The 19,111-nt window shown below is 64.1% G+C and carries 22 protein-coding genes; 5 read left to right on the forward strand and 17 right to left on the reverse strand.

The annotated features are described in order from the left end of the window. Positions 1–7 precede the first annotated feature (7 nt). The 17 genes from rnc to ASC94_RS15985 all read right to left on the reverse strand — a co-directional run bounded on the left by rnc (position 8) and on the right by ASC94_RS15985 (position 14,391). Entirely contained in the window at positions 8–841 is an 834-nt protein-coding gene (gene rnc / locus ASC94_RS15910) for a ribonuclease III (RefSeq protein ID WP_056396638.1), read from the reverse strand. A 12-nt stretch (positions 842–853) separates the two neighbouring features. Then, positions 854–1,246: a DUF4845 domain-containing protein gene (locus ASC94_RS15915; RefSeq protein ID WP_056396641.1), complete on the reverse strand. Its 393-nt coding sequence runs from the start codon at positions 1,244–1,246 to the stop codon at positions 854–856. A 23-nt stretch (positions 1,247–1,269) separates the two neighbouring features. Further along, a complete protein-coding gene (gene lepB / locus ASC94_RS15920) occupies positions 1,270–2,190 on the reverse strand; it encodes a signal peptidase I (RefSeq protein ID WP_056396644.1) in 921 nt (306 codons plus the stop codon). Further along, on the reverse strand, positions 2,187–3,980 hold the full coding sequence (gene lepA, locus ASC94_RS15925; RefSeq protein WP_056396647.1) for a translation elongation factor 4: 1,794 nt from the start codon (positions 3,978–3,980) through the stop codon (positions 2,187–2,189). Before lepA ends, lepB begins: the two co-directional genes overlap by 4 nt. 156 nt (positions 3,981–4,136) lie before the next feature. Continuing rightward, positions 4,137–4,376: a glutaredoxin family protein gene (locus ASC94_RS15930; RefSeq protein WP_056396651.1), complete on the reverse strand. Its 240-nt coding sequence runs from the start codon at positions 4,374–4,376 to the stop codon at positions 4,137–4,139. 115 nt (positions 4,377–4,491) lie between these two features. After that, positions 4,492–5,994 carry a DegQ family serine endoprotease gene (locus ASC94_RS15935; RefSeq protein ID WP_082616576.1) on the reverse strand — a complete coding sequence of 501 codons (1,503 nt, stop codon included), beginning with the start codon at positions 5,992–5,994 and terminating at the stop codon, positions 4,492–4,494. A gap of 114 nt (positions 5,995–6,108) precedes the next feature. Beyond that, entirely contained in the window at positions 6,109–6,546 is a 438-nt protein-coding gene (locus tag ASC94_RS31970; RefSeq protein WP_082616577.1) for a sigma-E factor negative regulatory protein, read from the reverse strand. 25 nt (positions 6,547–6,571) lie between these two features. Beyond that, a complete protein-coding gene (gene rpoE / locus ASC94_RS15945; protein ID WP_056396653.1) occupies positions 6,572–7,171 on the reverse strand; it encodes an RNA polymerase sigma factor RpoE in 600 nt (199 codons plus the stop codon). Positions 7,172–7,241: 70 nt separating this feature from the next. Continuing rightward, entirely contained in the window at positions 7,242–7,673 is a 432-nt protein-coding gene (locus ASC94_RS32680; RefSeq protein WP_157201472.1) for a flagellar hook-length control protein, read from the reverse strand. A 135-nt stretch (positions 7,674–7,808) separates the two neighbouring features. Further along, positions 7,809–9,053, reverse strand: a complete 1,245-nt coding sequence (fabF, locus tag ASC94_RS15950) for a beta-ketoacyl-ACP synthase II (protein WP_056396656.1) — start codon at positions 9,051–9,053, stop codon at positions 7,809–7,811. Positions 9,054–9,083: 30 nt separating this feature from the next. After that, entirely contained in the window at positions 9,084–9,323 is a 240-nt protein-coding gene (acpP, locus tag ASC94_RS15955) for an acyl carrier protein (RefSeq protein WP_055936274.1), read from the reverse strand. Between the two features lie 146 nt (positions 9,324–9,469). Beyond that, a complete protein-coding gene (gene fabG / locus ASC94_RS15960) occupies positions 9,470–10,216 on the reverse strand; it encodes a 3-oxoacyl-ACP reductase FabG (RefSeq protein WP_056396659.1) in 747 nt (248 codons plus the stop codon). An 11-nt stretch (positions 10,217–10,227) separates the two neighbouring features. Further along, positions 10,228–11,169: an ACP S-malonyltransferase gene (gene fabD, locus ASC94_RS15965; RefSeq protein WP_056396662.1), complete on the reverse strand. Its 942-nt coding sequence runs from the start codon at positions 11,167–11,169 to the stop codon at positions 10,228–10,230. 112 nt (positions 11,170–11,281) lie between these two features. After that, complete coding sequence (locus ASC94_RS15970) at positions 11,282–12,268, reverse strand: beta-ketoacyl-ACP synthase III (protein WP_056396666.1); 987 nt, start codon at positions 12,266–12,268, stop codon at positions 11,282–11,284. A 16-nt stretch (positions 12,269–12,284) separates the two neighbouring features. Beyond that, positions 12,285–13,349 carry a phosphate acyltransferase PlsX gene (gene plsX / locus ASC94_RS15975; protein WP_056396669.1) on the reverse strand — a complete coding sequence of 355 codons (1,065 nt, stop codon included), beginning with the start codon at positions 13,347–13,349 and terminating at the stop codon, positions 12,285–12,287. Positions 13,350–13,498: 149 nt separating this feature from the next. After that, complete coding sequence (gene rpmF / locus ASC94_RS15980) at positions 13,499–13,681, reverse strand: 50S ribosomal protein L32 (protein ID WP_008449924.1); 183 nt, start codon at positions 13,679–13,681, stop codon at positions 13,499–13,501. A 215-nt stretch (positions 13,682–13,896) separates the two neighbouring features. After that, positions 13,897–14,391 carry a DUF177 domain-containing protein gene (locus ASC94_RS15985; RefSeq protein WP_056396672.1) on the reverse strand — a complete coding sequence of 165 codons (495 nt, stop codon included), beginning with the start codon at positions 14,389–14,391 and terminating at the stop codon, positions 13,897–13,899. 145 nt (positions 14,392–14,536) lie between these two features. Between ASC94_RS15985 and ASC94_RS15990 the strand changes: the two genes are divergently transcribed. From ASC94_RS15990 to ASC94_RS16010, 5 genes are all read left to right on the forward strand, one after another. Then, positions 14,537–15,145, forward strand: a complete 609-nt coding sequence (locus ASC94_RS15990) for a Maf-like protein (RefSeq protein ID WP_056396675.1) — start codon at positions 14,537–14,539, stop codon at positions 15,143–15,145. Positions 15,146–15,153: 8 nt separating this feature from the next. Further along, a complete protein-coding gene (locus ASC94_RS15995) occupies positions 15,154–15,891 on the forward strand; it encodes an SAM-dependent methyltransferase (protein ID WP_056396679.1) in 738 nt (245 codons plus the stop codon). 9 nt (positions 15,892–15,900) lie between these two features. Further along, on the forward strand, positions 15,901–16,764 hold the full coding sequence (locus ASC94_RS16000; RefSeq protein WP_056396682.1) for an AraC family transcriptional regulator: 864 nt from the start codon (positions 15,901–15,903) through the stop codon (positions 16,762–16,764). A gap of 64 nt (positions 16,765–16,828) precedes the next feature. Further along, positions 16,829–17,809: a DMT family transporter gene (locus ASC94_RS16005; protein ID WP_056396685.1), complete on the forward strand. Its 981-nt coding sequence runs from the start codon at positions 16,829–16,831 to the stop codon at positions 17,807–17,809. 42 nt (positions 17,810–17,851) lie between these two features. Further along, the gene (locus tag ASC94_RS16010) at positions 17,852–19,027 is read left to right on the forward strand and encodes a DUF418 domain-containing protein (protein ID WP_056396688.1); all 1,176 of its coding nucleotides are present in this window, start codon (positions 17,852–17,854) and stop codon (positions 19,025–19,027) included. Positions 19,028–19,111: the final 84 nt, after the last annotated feature.

The raw sequence follows: 19,111 nt of genomic DNA on the forward strand, positions 1-19,111 counted from the left end.
ACCTTGTTCAGTGTTTGGCGAGCTTGCCATCGCCAGCGGCTTTGCCCTTGGGGGCGTTCTGCTCGTGATTCTGTTCCTGCCCTGCGTCGCCCTGGATGGTGGCGATGCCGGCGAGTTTCAGCTGTGCCGCGCGCTGGCGCGGCTTGCGGGTCGCGGCCGGCGTTTTCTGCAGCGCCTGCTCGGCCACTTCCAGCGCCAGCTTGGCCGCCGCCTGCTCGCCGGCGCGGCGGCTGCCGCCGCGGCCGTACACCTGGATGCCCAGCTTGGGCACCAGGCATTCGATTTCGAATTCCTGGCTGTGCGCGGCGCCGTGGGTGGCTACCACATTGTACAGCGGCAGCGAGATCTTCTTCGCTTGCAGGAATTCCTGCAGCAGGGTCTTGGCGTCCTTGCCCAGGGTTTGCGGGTCCACCGAATCGAGGATGGGGATGTAGAAGGCGCGGATCACCTTGGCGGCCGCGTCGAAGCTGGTGTCCAGGAAAATGGCGCCCAGCAGCGCTTCGAGCGTGTCGGCCAGGATGGAGGGACGGCGGAAGCCGCCCGATTTCAGTTCGCCCTCGCCCAGGCGCAGGAAGTTGGACAGTTCCAGCTTTTGCGCGATCTCGTACAGCGACTGCTGCTTGACCAGGTTGGCGCGCAGGCGCGACAGGTCGCCCTCGTCGATGCCGCTGTAGCGTTCGTACAGGATGGACGCCACCACGCAGTTCAGGATGGAGTCGCCCAGGAATTCCAGGCGTTCGTTATGCAAACTGCTGTGGCTACGGTGCGTCAAGGCTTGCTGCAACAGGCCAGCATCCTGGAACGTGTAACCTAACCGTGTTTGCAATAACTGTAAATTCATAGACTCTCTAGCTTATTTACCGTCGGCGTCGGGCTTGGCCGGCGCGGCGCCCGATTTCGACGTGGTGCCGGCGTATTCCAGCAACAGGCTGGCCGGTCCGACCAGGGGGATTTTCTTATCGTAAGCAAAGCTCACTTCCAGGCCGCCGTCTTCGCGGGTGATCACCAGGTCGCGCGCGGTGATGGAGCTGATGTAGCCCACTTCGGCGCTCTTGCTGAAGGAACTCTGGATTTCCTGCGGCGTGCTGCCCGCGCCCTTGGCTTTCACGATGGCGGCCGAAATGGCGCGGTATTCCGAGTACGTGGGGACGATTTGCATGGCCAGCAGGCCGATGGCGGCCAGCACGGCGATCGTGAAAATCAGGCCGATCAGGGAAATGCCGCGTTGTTTCTGCAGTCCTTGCATGTCTACCCCTCGTGTCTGTCGAATTATTGGATACTGCCGATGCGTTTTACCGGATTGCTCAGGTTCATCCAGACAAAGAAGGCCTTGCCGACGATGTTTTTGTCCGGCACGAAGCCCCAGTAGCGGCTGTCCAGGCTGTTGTCGCGGTTGTCGCCCATCATGAAGTAATTGCCAGCCGGCACTACGCAGGTAAAGCCTTCGGAACGGTAGCTGCACGCTTCGCTGTTCGGGAAATCCATCACCTGGGCCACGTTCACCGACGGCGCGCCTTCGGTGGCGATGATGCGGTGCTCGACGCCGCTCAGGTTTTCCTTGGCCTGCTTGGAGTATTGCAGGCTGTCTTCGTTCAGGTAGTCGTCCAGCGCCACGTACTCGATCGCCTTGCCGTTCACCGTCAACTTCTTGTTTTCATAGGTGATTTTATCACCCGGCACGCCCACCACCCGTTTGATGTAGTCCTGGCTCATGTCGCGCGGGTATTTGAACACCATCACGTCGCCGCGCTGCGGATTGTTCAGCTCGATGATTTTCTTGTTGATGATGGGCAGGCGCACGCCGTAGGTGAACTTGTTTACCAGGATCAGATCGCCCACCAGCAGGGTCGGCACCATGGACGAGGACGGAATCTTGAACGGCTCGTACAGGAAGGAACGCAGGAAGAACACCAGGGCGATCACCGGGAAGAAGCTGCCCGAGTACTCGATCCAGGTGGGCTGGCGCAGGTGGGCAGCTTCGATCTCGGCGCGGTTGGACGCGTTGTCGATCTTGATGCCGTCGGCAGTCAGCTTGGCCGCGCGCGAGTCGTACTCGGCCAGGGCGCGGTCGGCGGCAGCGCGGCGCTGCCTGGCCAGGTAGAACACATCCAGAAACCAGATAACGCCCGTCACCACCATCAGGATGAACAGGATCAAGGCGAAGTTGCTCAGCACAGCTTGCAGGTTCATTTATCGTCCACTTGTAAGATTGCCAGGAATGCTTCTTGTGGAATTTCCACCGAGCCCACCTGCTTCATGCGTTTTTTACCGGCTTTCTGCTTCTCCAGCAGTTTCTTCTTGCGGCTGATGTCGCCGCCGTAGCACTTGGCCAGCACGTTCTTGCGCAGCGCCTTCACGTTTTCACGCGAAATCACGTTCACGCCGATGGCGGCCTGGATGGCTACGTCGAACATCTGGCGCGGGATCAGTTCGCGCATCTTGGCAGCCACCTGGCGGCCGCGGTAGGCGCTGTTGGAACGGTGCACGATGATGGCTAGCGCGTCGACCTTCTCGCCGTTAATCAGCATGTCCACTTTCACCACGTCGGAGGCGCGGTATTCCTTGAACTCGTAGTCCATGGACGCGTAGCCGCGCGAGGTGGATTTCAGCTTGTCGAAGAAGTCGAGCACGATCTCGCCCATCGGCATTTCATACACCAGTTTCACCTGGCGGCCGTGGTAGCTCATGTCCAGCTGCACGCCGCGTTTGCCGATGCACAGCGTGATCACCGAGCCGACGTACTCTTGCGGCATGTACAGGTTGACCGTGACGATGGGCTCGCGGATTTCGTTGATCTTGGTGGTTTCCGGCATGCGCGACGGGTTGTCCACCTTGACGATGCTGTTATCGCGCATCACCACTTCGTACACCACGGTGGGCGCGGTGGTGATCAGGTCCTGGTCGAATTCGCGCTCCAGGCGCTCCTGCACGATTTCCATGTGCAGCAGGCCCAGGAAGCCGCAGCGGAAGCCGAAGCCCAGCGCCTGCGACACTTCCGGCTCGTACATCAGTGCGGCGTCGTTCAGCTTGAGTTTTTCCAGCGCGTCGCGCAGCGCGTCGTACTGATTCGCTTCCACCGGGAACAGGCCGGCGAACACCTGCGGCTGCACTTCCTTGAAGCCGGGCAGCGGCGCCGGGGCCGGCTTGTTGACCAGGGTGATGGTGTCGCCCACCTTGGCGGCCTTCAGTTCCTTGATGCCGGCGATGATGAAGCCCACCTGGCCGGCCGACAGCTGCGGCAGCGACAGCGAACGCGGCGCGAACACGCCCACGTCCTCCACCAGCTGCACGGACTCGGTGGCCATCAGCTTGATCTTGTCCTTCGGTTTCAGGGTACCGTTCACCACGCGCACCAGCATCACCACGCCCACGTAGGCGTCGTACCACGAGTCCACGATCAGCGCCTGCAGCGGCGCGTCCGGGTCGCCCTTCGGCGGCGGCACCTTGGCGATGATGGCTTCCAGCACGTCGTCCACGCCCAGGCCGGTCTTGGCCGAGCAATGCACGGCGTCGCCGGCTTCGATGCCGATCACGTCTTCGATCTCGGCGATGGCGCTCGGCGGGTCGGCATTCGGCAGGTCGATCTTGTTCAGCACGGGCACCACTTCCACGCCCAGGTCCAGGGCGGTGTAGCAGTTGGCCACGGTCTGGGCTTCCACGCCCTGGGACGCGTCCACCACCAGCAGCGCGCCTTCGCAGGCCGACAGCGAGCGGCTCACTTCATAGGAGAAGTCCACGTGGCCGGGGGTGTCGATCAGGTTCAGGTTGTAGACCTGGCCGTCGCGGGCCTTGTACTGCAGGGCGGCGGTTTGCGCCTTGATGGTGATGCCGCGCTCGCGCTCCAGATCCATCGAATCGAGCACTTGCGCCTCCATCTCGCGCTCGGACAGGCCGCCGCACAATTGAATAATGCGGTCGGCCAGGGTGGATTTACCGTGGTCGATGTGGGCGATGATGGAGAAATTGCGTATGTTGTTCATTAAACAAATCTAAAAACGTGGTGGGACGTGGCGAGAAAAAAAGCGCTCCAGGCGGGGCAAGGATGCCCTGGCGAGCGCTTTTGTTACTATCACTGCAAGGAAACAAGAGCTTTCCGACCCCGCATTTTACCGGATTTCAGAGGGGAAAGCCCGGTTTTATGCCAAAGCGGTTTTCACGGCGCTTTCGTCGAGGAAGTAGTGGCACAGTTCGGGCTGGTCCAGATCGGCGTACAGCACGGGCACCAGCTCGTCGAAACGGGCCACCAGGGCCTCGTCGGCATCGACGTCGATGACCTCGACAGTGAACGGGCGTTCGGGCGTTTGCAGGGCGTTCAGGGCGTCCAGCATGTCCTGGCACAGGTGGCAGTAGGAGCGGGAGTAGAGGGTGAAATGCATGATGTTGTGCCGGCGCCCGGCGGGTTACGGCTGCGCCTAACCCGCCCTACGGTGCCGTCACTTGCTGGCCGTAGGGCGGGTTAGCGCGCAGCGCGTAACCCGCCGGCACACACGCTTACTTGGCGGTTGGACGCAGCGAGATGAACTGCGCCACGTCGCCGCGCCGCACCAGCACCACGTGTGCGCGCTTCGGATCGAGCTTGGCCACCACGGCGTTGAACTGCTTGGCGTCCTTGATCTCGACATTGTTGATCTGCAGCAGCACGTCGCCCTCGCGCAGGCCGGCGTTGGCGGCGGCGCCTTCGGCGGCTTCCACCATCACCCCGCCCTCCACGGCCAGCTCCTTCTTCTGCGCGGTGGTCAGGTCGGCCACCTTGAAGCCGAGCGCGTTGGCGGGCTCATCGGCTTTCTTCTTTTTCTCGGCCGGGCTGGCCTTGGCGGCGGTCTTGTCCGCTTCCAGTTCCACCACCGTGACCGGGATGTCCACCTGCTGGCCCTTGCGCCACACGGTCACCACGGCTTTGCTGCCCAGCGCGGTGCCACCCACCATGCGCGGCAGGTCGGACGAGCGGTTGATCGGGTTGCCGTTGAACTTCAGGATGATGTCGCCGGCCTTGATGCCGCCCTTCTCGGCCGGACCGCCCGGCTCCACCATGGTCACTTCGGCGCCCTGCGCTTCCTTCAGGCCCAGCGATTCGGCCACTTCCTTGGTCAGCTGGCCGATCTGCACGCCGATGCGGCCGCGCGTGACCTTTCCGGTTTTCTTCAGCTGGTCGGCCACACGCATGGCTTCGTCGATCGGCACGGCAAAGGAAATGCCATTGTAGCCGCCGGACAGGGTCGCGATCTGGGAATTGATGCCGATCACCTCGCCGCGCATATTGATCAGCGGGCCGCCCGAGTTGCCGGGATTGACCGCCACGTCGCTCTGGATCAGGGCCAGGTACTCGCCGGTGTCGCGCGATTTGGCGGAAATGATGCCGGCGGTGACGGTGTTTTCCAAGTTGAACGGCGAGCCGATGGCCACCACCCATTCGCCCACGCGGATCTTGCTGGAGTCGCCGATGGTCAGGTAGGGCAGCTTGCTGCCTTCGATTTTCAGTACCGCCACGTCGGTGCGGGCGTCCGCGCCCAGCACCTTGGCCTTGAATTCGCGCTTGTCGGTCAGCGTGACGTAGACTTCGTCCGCGCCGTCCACCACGTGGGCGTTGGTGAGCACGTAGCCGTCGGCCGAGGTGATGAAGCCGGAACCGACGCCGCGCTGCACTTCCTGGTCTTCCTGCTGCGGCGTGCCGCGGCGGCCACGCGGGGTCTGGCCTGGCTGGCGCGGCGTCGGGACGGCGCCGCCGAAGAAGCGGCGCAGGAATTCCTGCATTTCCTCTTCGCCGGGCTGGCCGCCACGGCCCTGGTTCAGCTTGAGGCGCTCGGTGGTGCGGATGTTGACCACCGCCGGCCCCACCTTGTCCACCATGTCGGCAAAGTCGGGCAGGCCGGCCACCGTGGGCGCGGCGGCTTGCGCCAGCGGCGCCAGGCCGGCCATGGCGGGGGCAAACAGGACGCCCGCGCTCAGCATCAGCGCGGACAGCGTTTTACTACCAGCAGAGAAGGTGTTTTTCATGGGTTCCGGTGGTTCTTGTAGGGTTCAGCGAAGGTTCGGTAAATAGTAAGCGAAAACGGCCGTTGCCGCTCGCACAAGATATTGCGAGTGGCAAGGTTTTTCAAGAGGGGGCGGTCAGATTGCAGTGTCGGGGATAGAGGCGGCCTGGACATCCACTGCGGATGCCGGCTGGGCGGGCACGGCGGCGGCCGGGGCCGGCACGGCTGGGAGCGTCGCGGCCAGCGGCACGGCTGGCGGCGGAGCAGCTGGCGGCGCAGCGGAAGAGGCGAAGGCAGAGGCGGAAGCGGCGGCGTTGGGCGCGGGCGCGGCCCTGCCCGGGGCCGGCGGCACTTCCACATCGAGCCGCGCCGCCAGGCGGGCGGTGAAGCCCTCCCCCAGCTCGGCGCCGCTGGCGTCGCTGCGCAGCACGTCGCCAATGAGGTGGTAGGCGCGCCAGGTGGCCTGCCCTTCCGGCTCGCTCAGCGCGGCCACCGCCAGGCCTGCCTCGTGGTCGGACAGCTCGCCGTCCACCATGGCGGAAATATGTTCGTGCAATCGTTTCAGCGTATCCATCGGCGTTCCCGTTTCAAGCAGCGTCTCACCACCGTTTGTCCAGCGGCATGTCCAGCAAGGGCCTGAGCTTCTCGGCGATCACGTCGCGCGCCCGGAAGATGCGGCTGCGCACGGTGCCGATCGGACAGGCCATGATGTCGGCGATTTCCTCATAGCTCAGCCCCTCGATCTCGCGCAGCACAATGGCCGTGCGCAGGTCCAGCGGCAGCGCGTCCATGGCCGCGTTCACGGTGCGCGCAATCTGCTGGCTGGCCAGCACCGATTCGGGCGTGTTGATGTCGCGCAGCTGCTCGCCGCTGTCGAAGGACTCCGCCTGCTCGGCGTCGTTCTCGGTGGAAGTCGGCGTGCGGCGGCTCTGGCTGGCCAGGAAATTCTTGGCGGTGTTGATGCCGATGCGATAAAGCCAGGTGTAGAAGGCCGAGTCGCCCCGGAAATGCCGGATGGCGCGATAAGCCTTGATGAACGTTTCCTGGACCACATCTTCTGCCTCCGCCGGGTCATGCACGATGCGCGAAACCAGCCTCATCAGCCTACGCTGATACTTAGCCACCAGCAAGTCAAATGCCTGCCGTTCGCCTGCCTGGATTCGCTCGACCAGCAACTGGTCGCACTCGCGCTCTGTCATCGCACCTGTTCCCCGGTGTCCTGCGGCCCGCGAGTCCATACTGCTTTGGAGCAAGCACGCCGCAATAAGTTCAAAGTTTTTTTGCCGCGCAGGCCCGGCATGCCAGGGCCAGCGGCCTGAACCGGCCGGTCGCCACGCTGTCGGGCAGCACCGCCAGCACGGTCACCGCGCCGTCCCCATGGCGCAGCCGCAGCAAGAGCAGCCACGTCCAGCAGGTCGAGCCGGCCAGCAATTCGACGGCCGCTGGCGGACTGCCATCTGCACAGGGCCCTGCATGCAGGTATACCGCCAGCCGGATTTGCCCAATACCGGAAATATCAAGCCGATGCGTTTTGGCGCGCCGCAGCGCGCTGTGCAAGGCCACCGCACTTGCCGCAACACAAGAAATGCCCAGGATGGGAGGAAGCAGCCATGCCACGCCAAGCGCGCACGCGGCAAAGCCCGCTTGCAGCAAGCGCAGGCAAAGGGACGGACGGACGACAACACTCACCGCGATCGACATGAGGCGTTAAACCAGCGGTGCTGAGGGGGGATCTGCTGCAGATGCGCCGGCCAGCTTGGCCGGGCGACAGGTGCCGGCGAGCGCCGGCACCGTCTCAGCGCTCACTCCGGTTCGACCGGAGTGAGGCTAAAAAGTTCAAACTTTTCCGAACACGAGGCTGCCGTTGGTGCCGCCGAATCCGAACGAGTTCTTCACCGCGTACTGGATCTTCATGTCGCGCGCCACGTTGGCGCAGAAGTCCAGGTCGCACGCAGGGTCCTGGTTGAACAGGTTGATGGTCGGCGGCACCACCTGGTGGTGGATGGCCAATACCGTAAACACTGCCTCCAGGCCGCCGGCGCCGCCCAGCAGGTGGCCGGTCATCGACTTGGTCGACGACACCACCAGCTGCTTGGCGTGATCGCCGAAGGTGCGCTTGATGCCGACCACTTCGGCGATGTCGCCCTGCGGGGTCGACGTGCCGTGGGCATTGACGTACTGCACCTGATCCGGGTTGATGCCGGAATTCTTCAGGGCGGCAATCACTGCCTTGCTGCCGCCGCTGCCATCTTCCAGCGGCGACGTCATGTGGTAGGCATCGGCGGTCATGCCAAAGCCATGCACTTCTGCATAGATCTTGGCGCCGCGCGCTTTTGCGTGTTCATACTCTTCCAGCACCATGACGCCGGCGCCCTCGCCCAGCACGAAGCCGTCGCGGTCGCGGTCCCACGGCCGCGAAGCGGTCGCAGGGTCGTCATTGCGGGTGGACAGTGCGCGGGCCGAGGCGAAACCGCCCATACCCAGCGGCGACACAGTCGATTCCGCGCCACCGGCCACCATCACATCCGCATCGCCGTACTCGATCAGACGAGCGGCGGCGCCGATGCTGTGCAGGCCGGTGGTGCAGGCCGTGACGATCGCCAGGTTGGGACCGCGCATGCCGTACTTGATCGACAGGTTGCCCGAGATCATGTTGATGATGGAAGCGGGCACGAAGAAAGGCGAGATACGGCGCGGACCGCGCTTGTCGTAGTCTTCCTTCTGCTCTTCAATCATCGGCAGGCCGCCGATGCCGGAACCGATGATCACGCCGATGCGGTCGGCGTTCTCTTCGGTTACGACGATGCCGGAATCCTGCACCGCCTGAATACCGGCCGCCATGCCAAAGTGGATAAACGTATCCATGTGGCGCGCTTCCTTACCGGGGATGTACTCCTCGATATTGAAGCCTTTTACCTCACCGGCGAAGTGGGTAGTGAATGGCTGGGCGTCAAACTTGGTGATGTTCGCAATCCCGGACTTGCCTTCGGTAACGTTGCTCCACGCCTCGGCAATACTATTGCCGACGGGGGACACGCAGCCGAGGCCGGTGACCACTACACGACGGTTTTTAGAACTCAAGCGATTCTCCTGGAGTCGATCGGGGCAGGCTCAGGCCTTGACGTGCGCAGTAGCGTAGTCGATCGCTTGCTGCACGGTGGTGATCTTTTCAGCTTGTTCGTCTGGGATTTCCATTTCGAACTCGTCTTCCAGAGCCATCACCAGTTCAACGGTGTCCAGGGAGTCAGCACCCAGGTCGTCAACGAAAGACGATTCGGTTTTGATGTCTGCTTCTGCGACGCCCAGTTGCTCAGCGACGATTTTCTTAACGCGTTGTTCGATATCCGACATGTTATGGCTCCAATGTGTTTGTTACGGAAAGCGCGCATTTTATCAGGTTTGCGCGCTGAAAAACTAATTTCGGCACCTACTGCTATCTGTGCCGAAATCACTGCTAAAAGACAGTGAAAACGCGGCTAAATACCGCATTTCCGCCATCAATTCATATACATCCCGCCGTTCACGTGCAGGGTGGTGCCGGTGATGTAGGCGGCCTGTGGCGAGGCAAGGAAAGCGGTGGCCGCAGCGATGTCTTCCGGCTTGCCCAGGCGGGCCAGCGGGATCTGCGTCAGCAAGGCGGCATGCTGCTCATCGCCCAGCGCCTTGGTCATATCGGTGTCGATAAAACCGGGGGCGATGCAGTTGACGGTGATGTTGCGGCTGCCGATCTCGCGCGCCAGGGCGCGGCTCATGCCTTCCACGCCGGCCTTGGCCGCCGCATAGTTCATTTGACCCGGGTTGCCGGACGATGCCACCACCGAGGTGATATTAATAATACGCCCACTTTTCGCTTTCATCATCCCCCGCAGCACGGCGCGCGACAAACGGCCCACGGAACTGAGGTTGGTGGCGATGACGCTGTCCCATTCCTCGTCCTTCATGCGCATGGCCAGGTTGTCCTGGGTGATGCCGGCATTGTTGACCAGGATGGCGACCGCGCCCCAGGTCTTGCTGATTTCGTCGATCACTTCGCCGCAGCGGGCGGCGTCGGTCACGTTCAGGACCAGGCCCTTGCCCGCTTCCGGACCAATCTCGGCCAGGTAGGCCGAAATCGCTTCGGCGCCGGCTTCGGTGGTGGCGGTGCCGATCACGCGGGCGCCCTGCTTGGCCAGCTCGATGGCGATGGCCTTGCCGATGCCGCGCGAGGCGCCGGTCACCAGCGCAACTTGATTTGCCAGATTCATGTGAGTCCTTGTTATTTGAAGGTAGCCAGGATGCGTTCCAGCGAAGCCTGGTCGGTGATGGCGTCGCCCACCAGCACCGGATCGATGCGCTTGGCCAGGCCCATCAGCACTTTGCCCGGGCCGCACTCGACCACTTGCGTGATGCCGTCGGCAGCCACTTTCTGCATGGTCTCCACCCAGCGCACCGGGCTTGCGGCCTGGCGCACCAGGGCGTCCTTGATGCTGGCCGGGTCGTTCAGCACGGCCACGTCCACGTTGTTGATCAGGGCGATCTGCGGTGCCGAGAAGCTCAGGCCGGCCATGTAGTCGCGCAGGCGGTCCGACGCGGGCTTGAGCAGCGAGGAGTGGAACGGCGCGGACACCGGCAGCTTCATGGCGCGCTTGGCGCCCTTGGCCTTGGCAATCTCGCAGGCGCGCTCAACGGCGGCGGTGTGACCGGCAATGACCACTTGCGCAGGCGCGTTGAAGTTGACCGGCTCGACCACTTGCGCGGCGTCGGCAGCGCCGGATTCGGCGCAGGCGGCGCGCACGTCGTCGTCCGACAGGCCCAGCACCACTGCCATGGTGCCCTGCCCGACCGGCACGGCTTCCTGCATGGCCTGGGCGCGGAAGCGCACCAGCGGCACGGCGTCCTTGAACGGGATCACGCCGGCTGCGACCAGCGCGGAGTATTCGCCCAGGCTATGGCCGGCCACGACCGACGGCACGGGACCGCCGGCGGCGATCCAGGCGCGGTACACGGCCACGGCAGCGGTCAGCATCACGGGCTGGGTGTTGGTGGTCAGGTCCAGCTCTTCCTTCGGGCCTTCTGCCATCAGTTTGCCCAGGTCGAACTGCAGCGCGTCCGATGCCTCGGCAATGGTCTGCGCCACCACCGGGTTGCCGGCGAAGCCGTCCATCATGGCGATGGCTTGCGAGCCCTGGCCCGGGAATACGAATGCAAATTTGCTCATATGTGTCTCTTCTTGTTGAATCCATAAGGGCGGCCGGCAATCTTGCCAGTATCCTCATCGTCCGCCCTGCCGTTTAGAGTTCTAATTCTAAAACGGGCTATATTTTACATCATTACATCCGAGCAAGAACCGCGCCCCAGGTGAAGCCGCCGCCCACGCCTTCCATCATGACGTTGTCGCCCTTCTTGATGCGGCCGTCGCGTACTGCCTGGTCCAGCGCCAGCGGGATCGAGGCTGCGGACGTGTTGCCGTGCTGGTCCACCGTGACGATCATCTTTTCCAGCGGCAGGCCCAGCTTCTTGGCGGTGCCGTTCATGATGCGGATGTTGGCCTGGTGCGGCACCAGCCAGTCGATCTGGTCCGCGGTCATGCCGGCGTGCTCCAGCGCTTCGTTGGCCACCTTCTCCAGCACGCTCACGGCCAGCTTGAACACCGCCGGGCCGTCCATGTACAGGTAGGAGCTGCCCGCCACCGCGCCGCCGGCCAGGCTTCCGGGCACGCTCAGGATGTCGGAATGGCGGCCGTCGGCATGCAGCTTGGTCGCCAGGATGCCGGGCTCGTCCGAGCCGGTCATGACGATGGCGCCGGCGCCGTCGCCAAACAGCACGCAGGTGGTGCGGTCTTCGAAATTGAGAATGCGCGAGAACACTTCGGCGCCGATCACCAGCACGTTCTTGTGCACGCCGGCCTTGATGAAGGCGTCGGCGGTGGACACGGCGTAGACGAAGCCGCTGCACACGGCCTGCACGTCCACGGCGGCGCCGCTATTGGTCTGGCCCAGCTTGCGCTGCACGATGCAGGCGGTACTGGGGAAGCTGCCGAAGAAATCGGGGGTGGAGCTGGCCACGATGATCAGGTCGATATCGTTGATCTGCATACCGGCCATGTCCAGCGCATGGCGCGCGGCGTGCACGGCCAGGTCGGAGGAAGCCTGCTCAGGCTCGGCGTAGTGGCGCGCCGAAATGCCGCTGCGGCTGGAAATCCATTCGTCGGACGTCTCTATCCCCTTGGCCGCCAGCTGGGCGGTCAAGTCCTCGTTGGTCACGCGTTTTTCAGGCAGGTAGCTGCCGGTGCCAATAATTTTGCTATACAAAGTCATGCGTTTCCATCCACTTTCAGGTGACGGAGCTGGGCTGCTCCTGTGTAGTGTCCGTGCTTCGCGGCATCAGTTCGGCAATCATGGTCGACAAATGTGCCTGCACGTCATTTTTTGCAGCATCATACGCTCGACGGATCGCCCATTCAAATGAATATGCATCGGCTCCGCCGTGACTCTTGAACACCAGGCCGCGCAGGCCCAGCAAGCTGGCGCCATTGTAGCGGGAGGGATTGAGGCGGCTCTTGATGGCCTTCAAGGCACTGCTGGCGATCAGTGCGCCCAGCATGGTGAAGATGTTGCGCTTGAACTCGGACGTCAGCACGTCCTTGAAGAAGCGCGCCACGCCTTCCACCGATTTCAGCGTGACGTTGCCGACGAAGCCGTCGCACACCACCAGGTCGGTGGTGCCTTTGAAAATGTCGTTGCCCTCCACGTTGCCGTAGAAGTTGAGCGCGCCGCGCTCGTGGTCGGCCTGCAGCAGCTTGCTGGTGAGCTTGACCACTTCATTGCCCTTGATGTCTTCGGTGCCCACGTTGAGCAGGCCGATGGTGGGCCGGGCGATGCCTTCCATGGCATTGACCAGCACCGAGCCCATGATGGCGAACTGGTGCAAATGGTGCGGTTCGCAGTCGACGTTCGCGCCCAGGTCCAGCATATAGGTGGGGCCGCCCTTCTGGTTGGGCATGATGGAGCAGATGGCGGGACGGTCCACGCCAGCCATGGTCTTGAGCACGTAGCGCGAGACGGCCATCAGGGCGCCGGTGTTGCCGGCCGAGACGGCGGCCTGGGCCTTGCCGTCCTTGACTTGCTCGACCGCCACGCGCATCGAGGAATCTTTCTTGCGGCGCAGGGCCACTTCCAGCGGGTCGTCCATCAGCACTTGCTCGGAGGCGTGCTGGATCGACAGGCGGGGATGCGCCTCGGCGTGGTGCTTCTTGAGCTCGGCGCGGATGGCGTCTTCCAGGCCAACCAAGATCAGCTCGGCTTCCGCCTCACGCTTCAAAAAGGAAATGGCGCCAGGAATGGTGACAGACAGGCCGTGATCTCCGCCCATGCAGTCGATAGAAATTTTGATTGTCATTGTGGGACAAGTGCGCGCCTGAAACGCTTCAGGGCTGCAGAGATGCGGGTTTGACAGGCAGGCTAGCTAGCCGCCAAGGAAAAGAAAAAAGCGGCGCCACGTCAGTAAAAACCACGTCGCACCGCTCTTATTCTTGGTAAAAACGTCGATTACTCGTCGTTTTTGGTCTTCAGCACTTTACGGCCACGGTAGAAACCGTTCGGGCTGATGTGGTGACGCAGGTGGGTTTCACCGGTGGTTGGCTCGATACCCAGTTGTGGAGCAACCAGGAAATCGTGCGAACGGTGCATACCGCGCTTGGATGGGGACTTCTTATTCTGCTGAACTGCCATGATGACTCCTAATACATAAGTTCTAAAATTCTAACACATTCGACCGGCAAATACATGCGAATCGAGTATCCCAGCGGCAAAATCTGCCGCCATCGATCAGTGACCGATGTTCTGATGCCACTACCTACAACAATGCCAATACTCGCAACACTCGACTGCCTGCACGCGCTTTGACACGTTCTTTACAACGACTATTCTGTATAACTGAGCTGTACTTATTTTTTGAGGTCTTTCAGACCTTCAAAGGGCGACTTCTTCTCGGACTGCAGAGAGTCGAGCAGCGCCGTACTCGGACATACATCGTGTTTCGGCGTGTGCGGCAGGGCCAGCAACGCTTCATCTTCCACCAGGTACATCAAATCCATGTCGCGGGTGCCCACGATCACGTCCACCGTTTCATCGTCGATGATCTGCTCGATCTCGTCGGCCTGCTCATCGTCCTTGCCCAGCATCAGCAGCGTCGAGGACGCCATATGGTGGGCAAAGGGCTGCATGCAGCGCTGGCAAACCAGCTGCACGGTGCCATCCACGGTCAGACGCATCTGCGGGAAGCCGTGCTTGCTCACGCCGCCCTGCACCGTCCAGGCGATGGAGCCGGACGCATCAGCGCACTCTTTGGCCAGGCGGGTCATCTCGGCGACCGGCGTGACGCCGTCGCGGTTTGCCTTAGTCCGACTGAAATCAAACGCGTCGATCACAAAAGCACTCATAGCCTGCATTCCCCGGAAAACCTGCGATAATAGCAGGGTTTTCGCCGGCGCGTCAAAGTCCGCGCACATTTTTGTGCTGTGGGCGGCGCTAAATGCACGGCGCACAGAGCATATAACAATTTCCCGGACAGGGCCAGTAAACTACATGCTTACCGAACAGAATTCTTCCCCGCCCCGCATCATCCTCGCTTCCAGTTCCGCCTACCGCAAGGAACTGTTGTCACGCCTGCAACTTCCATTCACCGTGGCGGTGCCGGACATCGACGAAAGCCCGCTGCCGGCCGAAACGCCCAGCGCCACCGCGCTGCGCCTGGCGCGCGAGAAGGCCGCCGCCGTGGCAGCCAGCCATCCGGGCTGCCTGGTGATCGGCTCCGACCAGGTGGCCACCCTGGACGGCGAACAGATCGGCAAGCCCGGCAGCCATGCCGCCGCGCTGGCCCAGCTGCAGAAAATGCGCGGGCGCGAGGTGGTGTTCCACACCGCGCTGTGCCTGTGGGACGGCCGCAACAGCCACGCTTATATAGAAGACATCCAGACCGTCGTGAAGTTCCGCGATTTGCCGGACGACGAGCTGGACGCCTACCTGCGCATCGAGCAGCCTTACGACTGCGCCGGCAGCGCCAAGAACGAGGCGCTGGGCATCGCCATCCTGGAGCGCATCGACAGCAGCGATCCCACCGCCCTCACCGGCCTGCCGCTGATCGCCCTCACCGGCATGCTGCGCGCGGCCGGCGTTTCCTTTTTCAACACTTAATCAGAACCATGCCAGGCACTCTTTTCCTGATCCCCAACACCCTCGGCGAAACCGAAGCGCTGTCCCATGTCATCCCCGAGCACGTGCAGGCGACCACCGCCGCCCTCGGCTACTTCGTGGCGGAAAACGCCAAGACCGCGCGCGCCTTCCTGAAACTGGTGGGCGCGCAGCATCCGCTGTCCCGTCCGCTGCAGGAAATCAGGATCAGCGAGCTGAACGTGAACACGCCGCAGCAAGCACTGCTGGGCCTGCTGGAGCCCCTGCTGGCCGGCGAGGACGCCGGCCTGGTATCCGAGGCGGGCGTGCCCGCCGTGGCCGACCCGGGCGCGGACCTGGTGCGCCTGGCGCACCAGCACGGCATTCCGGTGCGGCCGCTGGTGGGCCCGTCGTCCATCCTGCTGTCGGTCATGGCCAGCGGCCTGAACGGCCAAAGCTTCGCCTTCAACGGCTACCTGCCCACCGACGCCGCGCTGCGCACCAAGCGCATCAAGGAACTGGAAAGCCGCTCGCGCAGCGAGAAGCAAACCCAGCTGTTTATCGAGACGCCCTACCGCAACGCGGCCCTACTGGAAGCGCTGGTGGCCGGCTGCAATGGCGGCACGCTGATTTGCTTTGCCACCGACATCAGCCTGCCGACTGAAACCATCCGCACCATGACGGGTGCGCAGTGGAAGAGCCAGCTGGCGGCAGGCAAGGCGCCGGACTTCCACAAGAAGCCCACCGTGTTCCTCATCCTGGGCCAGTAAAAGCACGCCATGCAGCCCGCCGACCTCGCCATCTCGATCCGCAGCTATGGCGACGTCCGCTCCACCGACCGGCATGACTACGCGCAACTGGTGCTGCCGCTGCAAGGCGCGGTCATGCTGGACATCGAAGGCAGGGAAGCGCGGCTCGATCCGCTGCGCGCGGCCTTTGTCGAGCCGGGCGCCTGGCATTCGCAGCGCGGCACGCCGGACAACCGCTCGCTGATCCTCGACATCGCTACGCCCGCACTGCCGGCGCCGCTGCGCGACCAGCTCGGCGGCCGGCCCTTCCGTCCGCTCAACGCTGCTTCGGGCAAGCTGGTGGAATTCATGGGCCTGATGCTGGACCAGCAGGCGCTCGCGGCCACGGCGCTGCCCGCGCAACCATCCGCTCAACAGTCCACCGGGCTGACCGCCGTGCTGTCCACCGGGCTGCCCTCGCAGCTTTCCGCGCCACCGCCCGCCCTGCTGCCCGCCGCCGCCCTGCGGGCCTGGCTGGGCTTGCTGATCGACTCGCTCACCTTGCCATCGCCGCAGCCGCGCTCACGCCTGGCAGCGGTGCTGGCCGCCGTGGCCGCCAATCCGGGCCAGCCGTGGAGCACCGAACGCATGGCGGACAAGGCCGGCCTCAGCGTGAGCCGCCTGCACGCCCTGTTCCGCGAAGAGCACGCCACCACCCCGCACGGCTGGCTGCTGCGCATCCGCATCGAGTGCGCCTGCGCCCTGCTGGCGCGCAGCAGCCTGCCGATCGCCGACATCGCCTGCCGCGCAGGCTTTGCCGACCAGAGCGCCCTCACCCGCGCCATGCGTAACAGTGTCGGCCGGACGCCCGCTTCCTACCGCAGGCAGGCGCAGGAGATTTTGCCTAAACCCTGAGAGTTCGCGACAAGAGATTTTCCGGCGCAGCGGGCATCATCGCCCCAACTGTGAAGGAACTCGCGTGGATTCGAAACGACTATTGGCAGGGGTCGCCTGCGGCGTGGCCGCTGGCGCCCTGTGGGGGCTGGTGTTCCTTGCGCCCGAACTGGCGCGCGGCCACACGCCGCTGCAGCTGTCCGCCGGGCGCTACCTGGCCTACGGCATTGCTGCCTGCGCGCTGATCGCGCCGTCCTGGCGCCGCATGCGGGGTGCGCTCGGCTGGCGCGACTGGGCCGCGCTGGCCTGGCTTAGCATGCTCGGCAACATCCTCTACTACTTGCTGCTGGCCAGCGCCGTGCAGCTGGGCGGCGTGGTCATGACCTCGCTGGTGATCGGCCTGCTGCCGGTGGCCGTGACCGTCATCGGCAGCCGCGAGCACGGCGCCGTGCCGCTGGCGCGCCTGGCGCCCTCCCTGCTGCTCAGTGCGGCAGGCACTGCCTGCATCGCCTGGCAGGCGCTGGCCGCCAACGCCGCAGCCCCCGCCACGCCAGCGGCGGCAGCGGCGGCGACGGCAGCCCCGGCGGCCGCAGCGGCGGGGTCGGGCGCCATCGGCCTGCTGTGCGCTTTCGGCGCGCTGGTCTCATGGACCGCCTACGCCGTGGCCAACAAGCGCAAGCTGGCGGCGCTCAGCCACATCAGCCCGCACGACTGGAGCCTGCTGACCGGCGTTGCCACCGGCGCGCTGGCGCTGCTGCTTGCCGTGCCCGCCTTCCTGGTGCCCGACGGCGGCCCGGCGCACGCGCCAGGCGGCTGGCTGCGGTTCATCGCCATCGTCACAGCGGTCGGCCTGCTCTGCTCCATCGTCGGCAACGCGCTGTGGAACCGCGCCAGCCGCCTCCTGCCCCTCACGCTGAGCGGCCAGCTCATCCTCTTCGAAACCCTGTTTGCCCTGTTCTACAGCTTCCTGTGGCAAGCGCGCTGGCCCACCGCCATCGAATGCGCCGCTGTCGCCCTGCTCTGCGCCAGCGTACTCAGCTGCACTTCGGCCCACCGCAAGCCGTGATATATTCGGCAAACTTAATCAATTCCCAAGCAAGGAGACCGCATGGCCGACGGGCACGGTCAGCAGCACCGCCTGCAACATGTCGATGCCCTGCGCGGTTTTGCCCTGCTGGGCATCCTCAGCGTAAACATCTGGGCCTTCGCCGACTCGCATTTCGCCTCGCCCACATCAAACCCCGCCTACGGCTCCGCGCTGGACAACGCCGTGCGCTTCGCGGCGGCGCTGCTGTTCGAAACCAAGTTCTACCTGCTGTTCTCTTTCCTGTTCGGTTACAGCGTGACGCTGCAGATGGACGCCGCCGCCCGCGCCCACGCCGCCTTCCTGCCGCGCATGCTGCGCCGCCAGGCCGGCCTGATCGCGCTCGGCCTGCTGCACGGCGCCCTGCTGTTCTACGGCGACATCATGTCCCTGTACGGCGCGCTCGGGCTCGTCCTGCTGGCCCGCCGCCACTGGCCGCCGGCGCGCGCGGCCACAGCGGCGATCTGGCTGCTGGGCATCATGGGTGCGGGCTGGATGCTGTTCGGGCTGCTGTTCATCGGCGTCACGGAAGCCCCGCCGCCCGATCCGGATGTGATCGTCAAGTTGCAGGCGTTCACCGGCAGCGCCGCCGCCACCCAGGCTTACCACCTCGGCCACCTTGCGGACATGCTGGGCATCATCCTGCTGCTGCAAGGCCCCAGCGCCATGGCGCTGTTCTTCCTGGGTTTTGCCGCCGGGCGCCTGCGGCTGTTCGAGCAGCCGGACCTGTACCGCGAAGCCGCACGGCGCCTGCTGCGCGCCGGCTTGCCAATGGGACTGGCCGGCGCGCTCTGCTACGCCATCGCGTCCACCTATGCGCCGGGCGGCTGGTTCGAAGTGATGGCCTTCGGTCTCGGCCAGCTCACCGCGCCACTGCTGTGCTTTTCCTACGTGGCCGGCGCCCTGCTGCTGTTCGCCAGGCCGGCAGGCAAGCGCATCGAAGCGGCGCTGGCCCCCATGGGTAAAATGGCGCTGAGTAACTACCTGCTGCAATCTCTGCTGCTCGGCCTGCTGTTCACCGGCTACGGCCTGCGCCTGATCGACCGCCTTTCCCCGCTGGCGGTGCTGGCCTGCGTGCCGCCCATCTACGCGCTGCAAATGCTGCTAAGCCGCTGGTGGCTGGGCCGCTACCGCTACGGTCCCGGCGAATGGCTGCTGCGCGCCGCCACCTTGGGCGCCATTCCGCCGCTGATCAGGTAAGCGGCAAAGTGACAAAGTGTGACTATTCGGCCGCCTCCTGCTGCTATGCTCCCGGTTCCATTGCCACAAAGCATTAGCCGAACC

The sequence above is a fragment of the Massilia sp. Root418 genome (assembly GCF_001425265.1).
Taxonomy (GTDB): domain Bacteria; phylum Pseudomonadota; class Gammaproteobacteria; order Burkholderiales; family Burkholderiaceae_D; genus Rugamonas.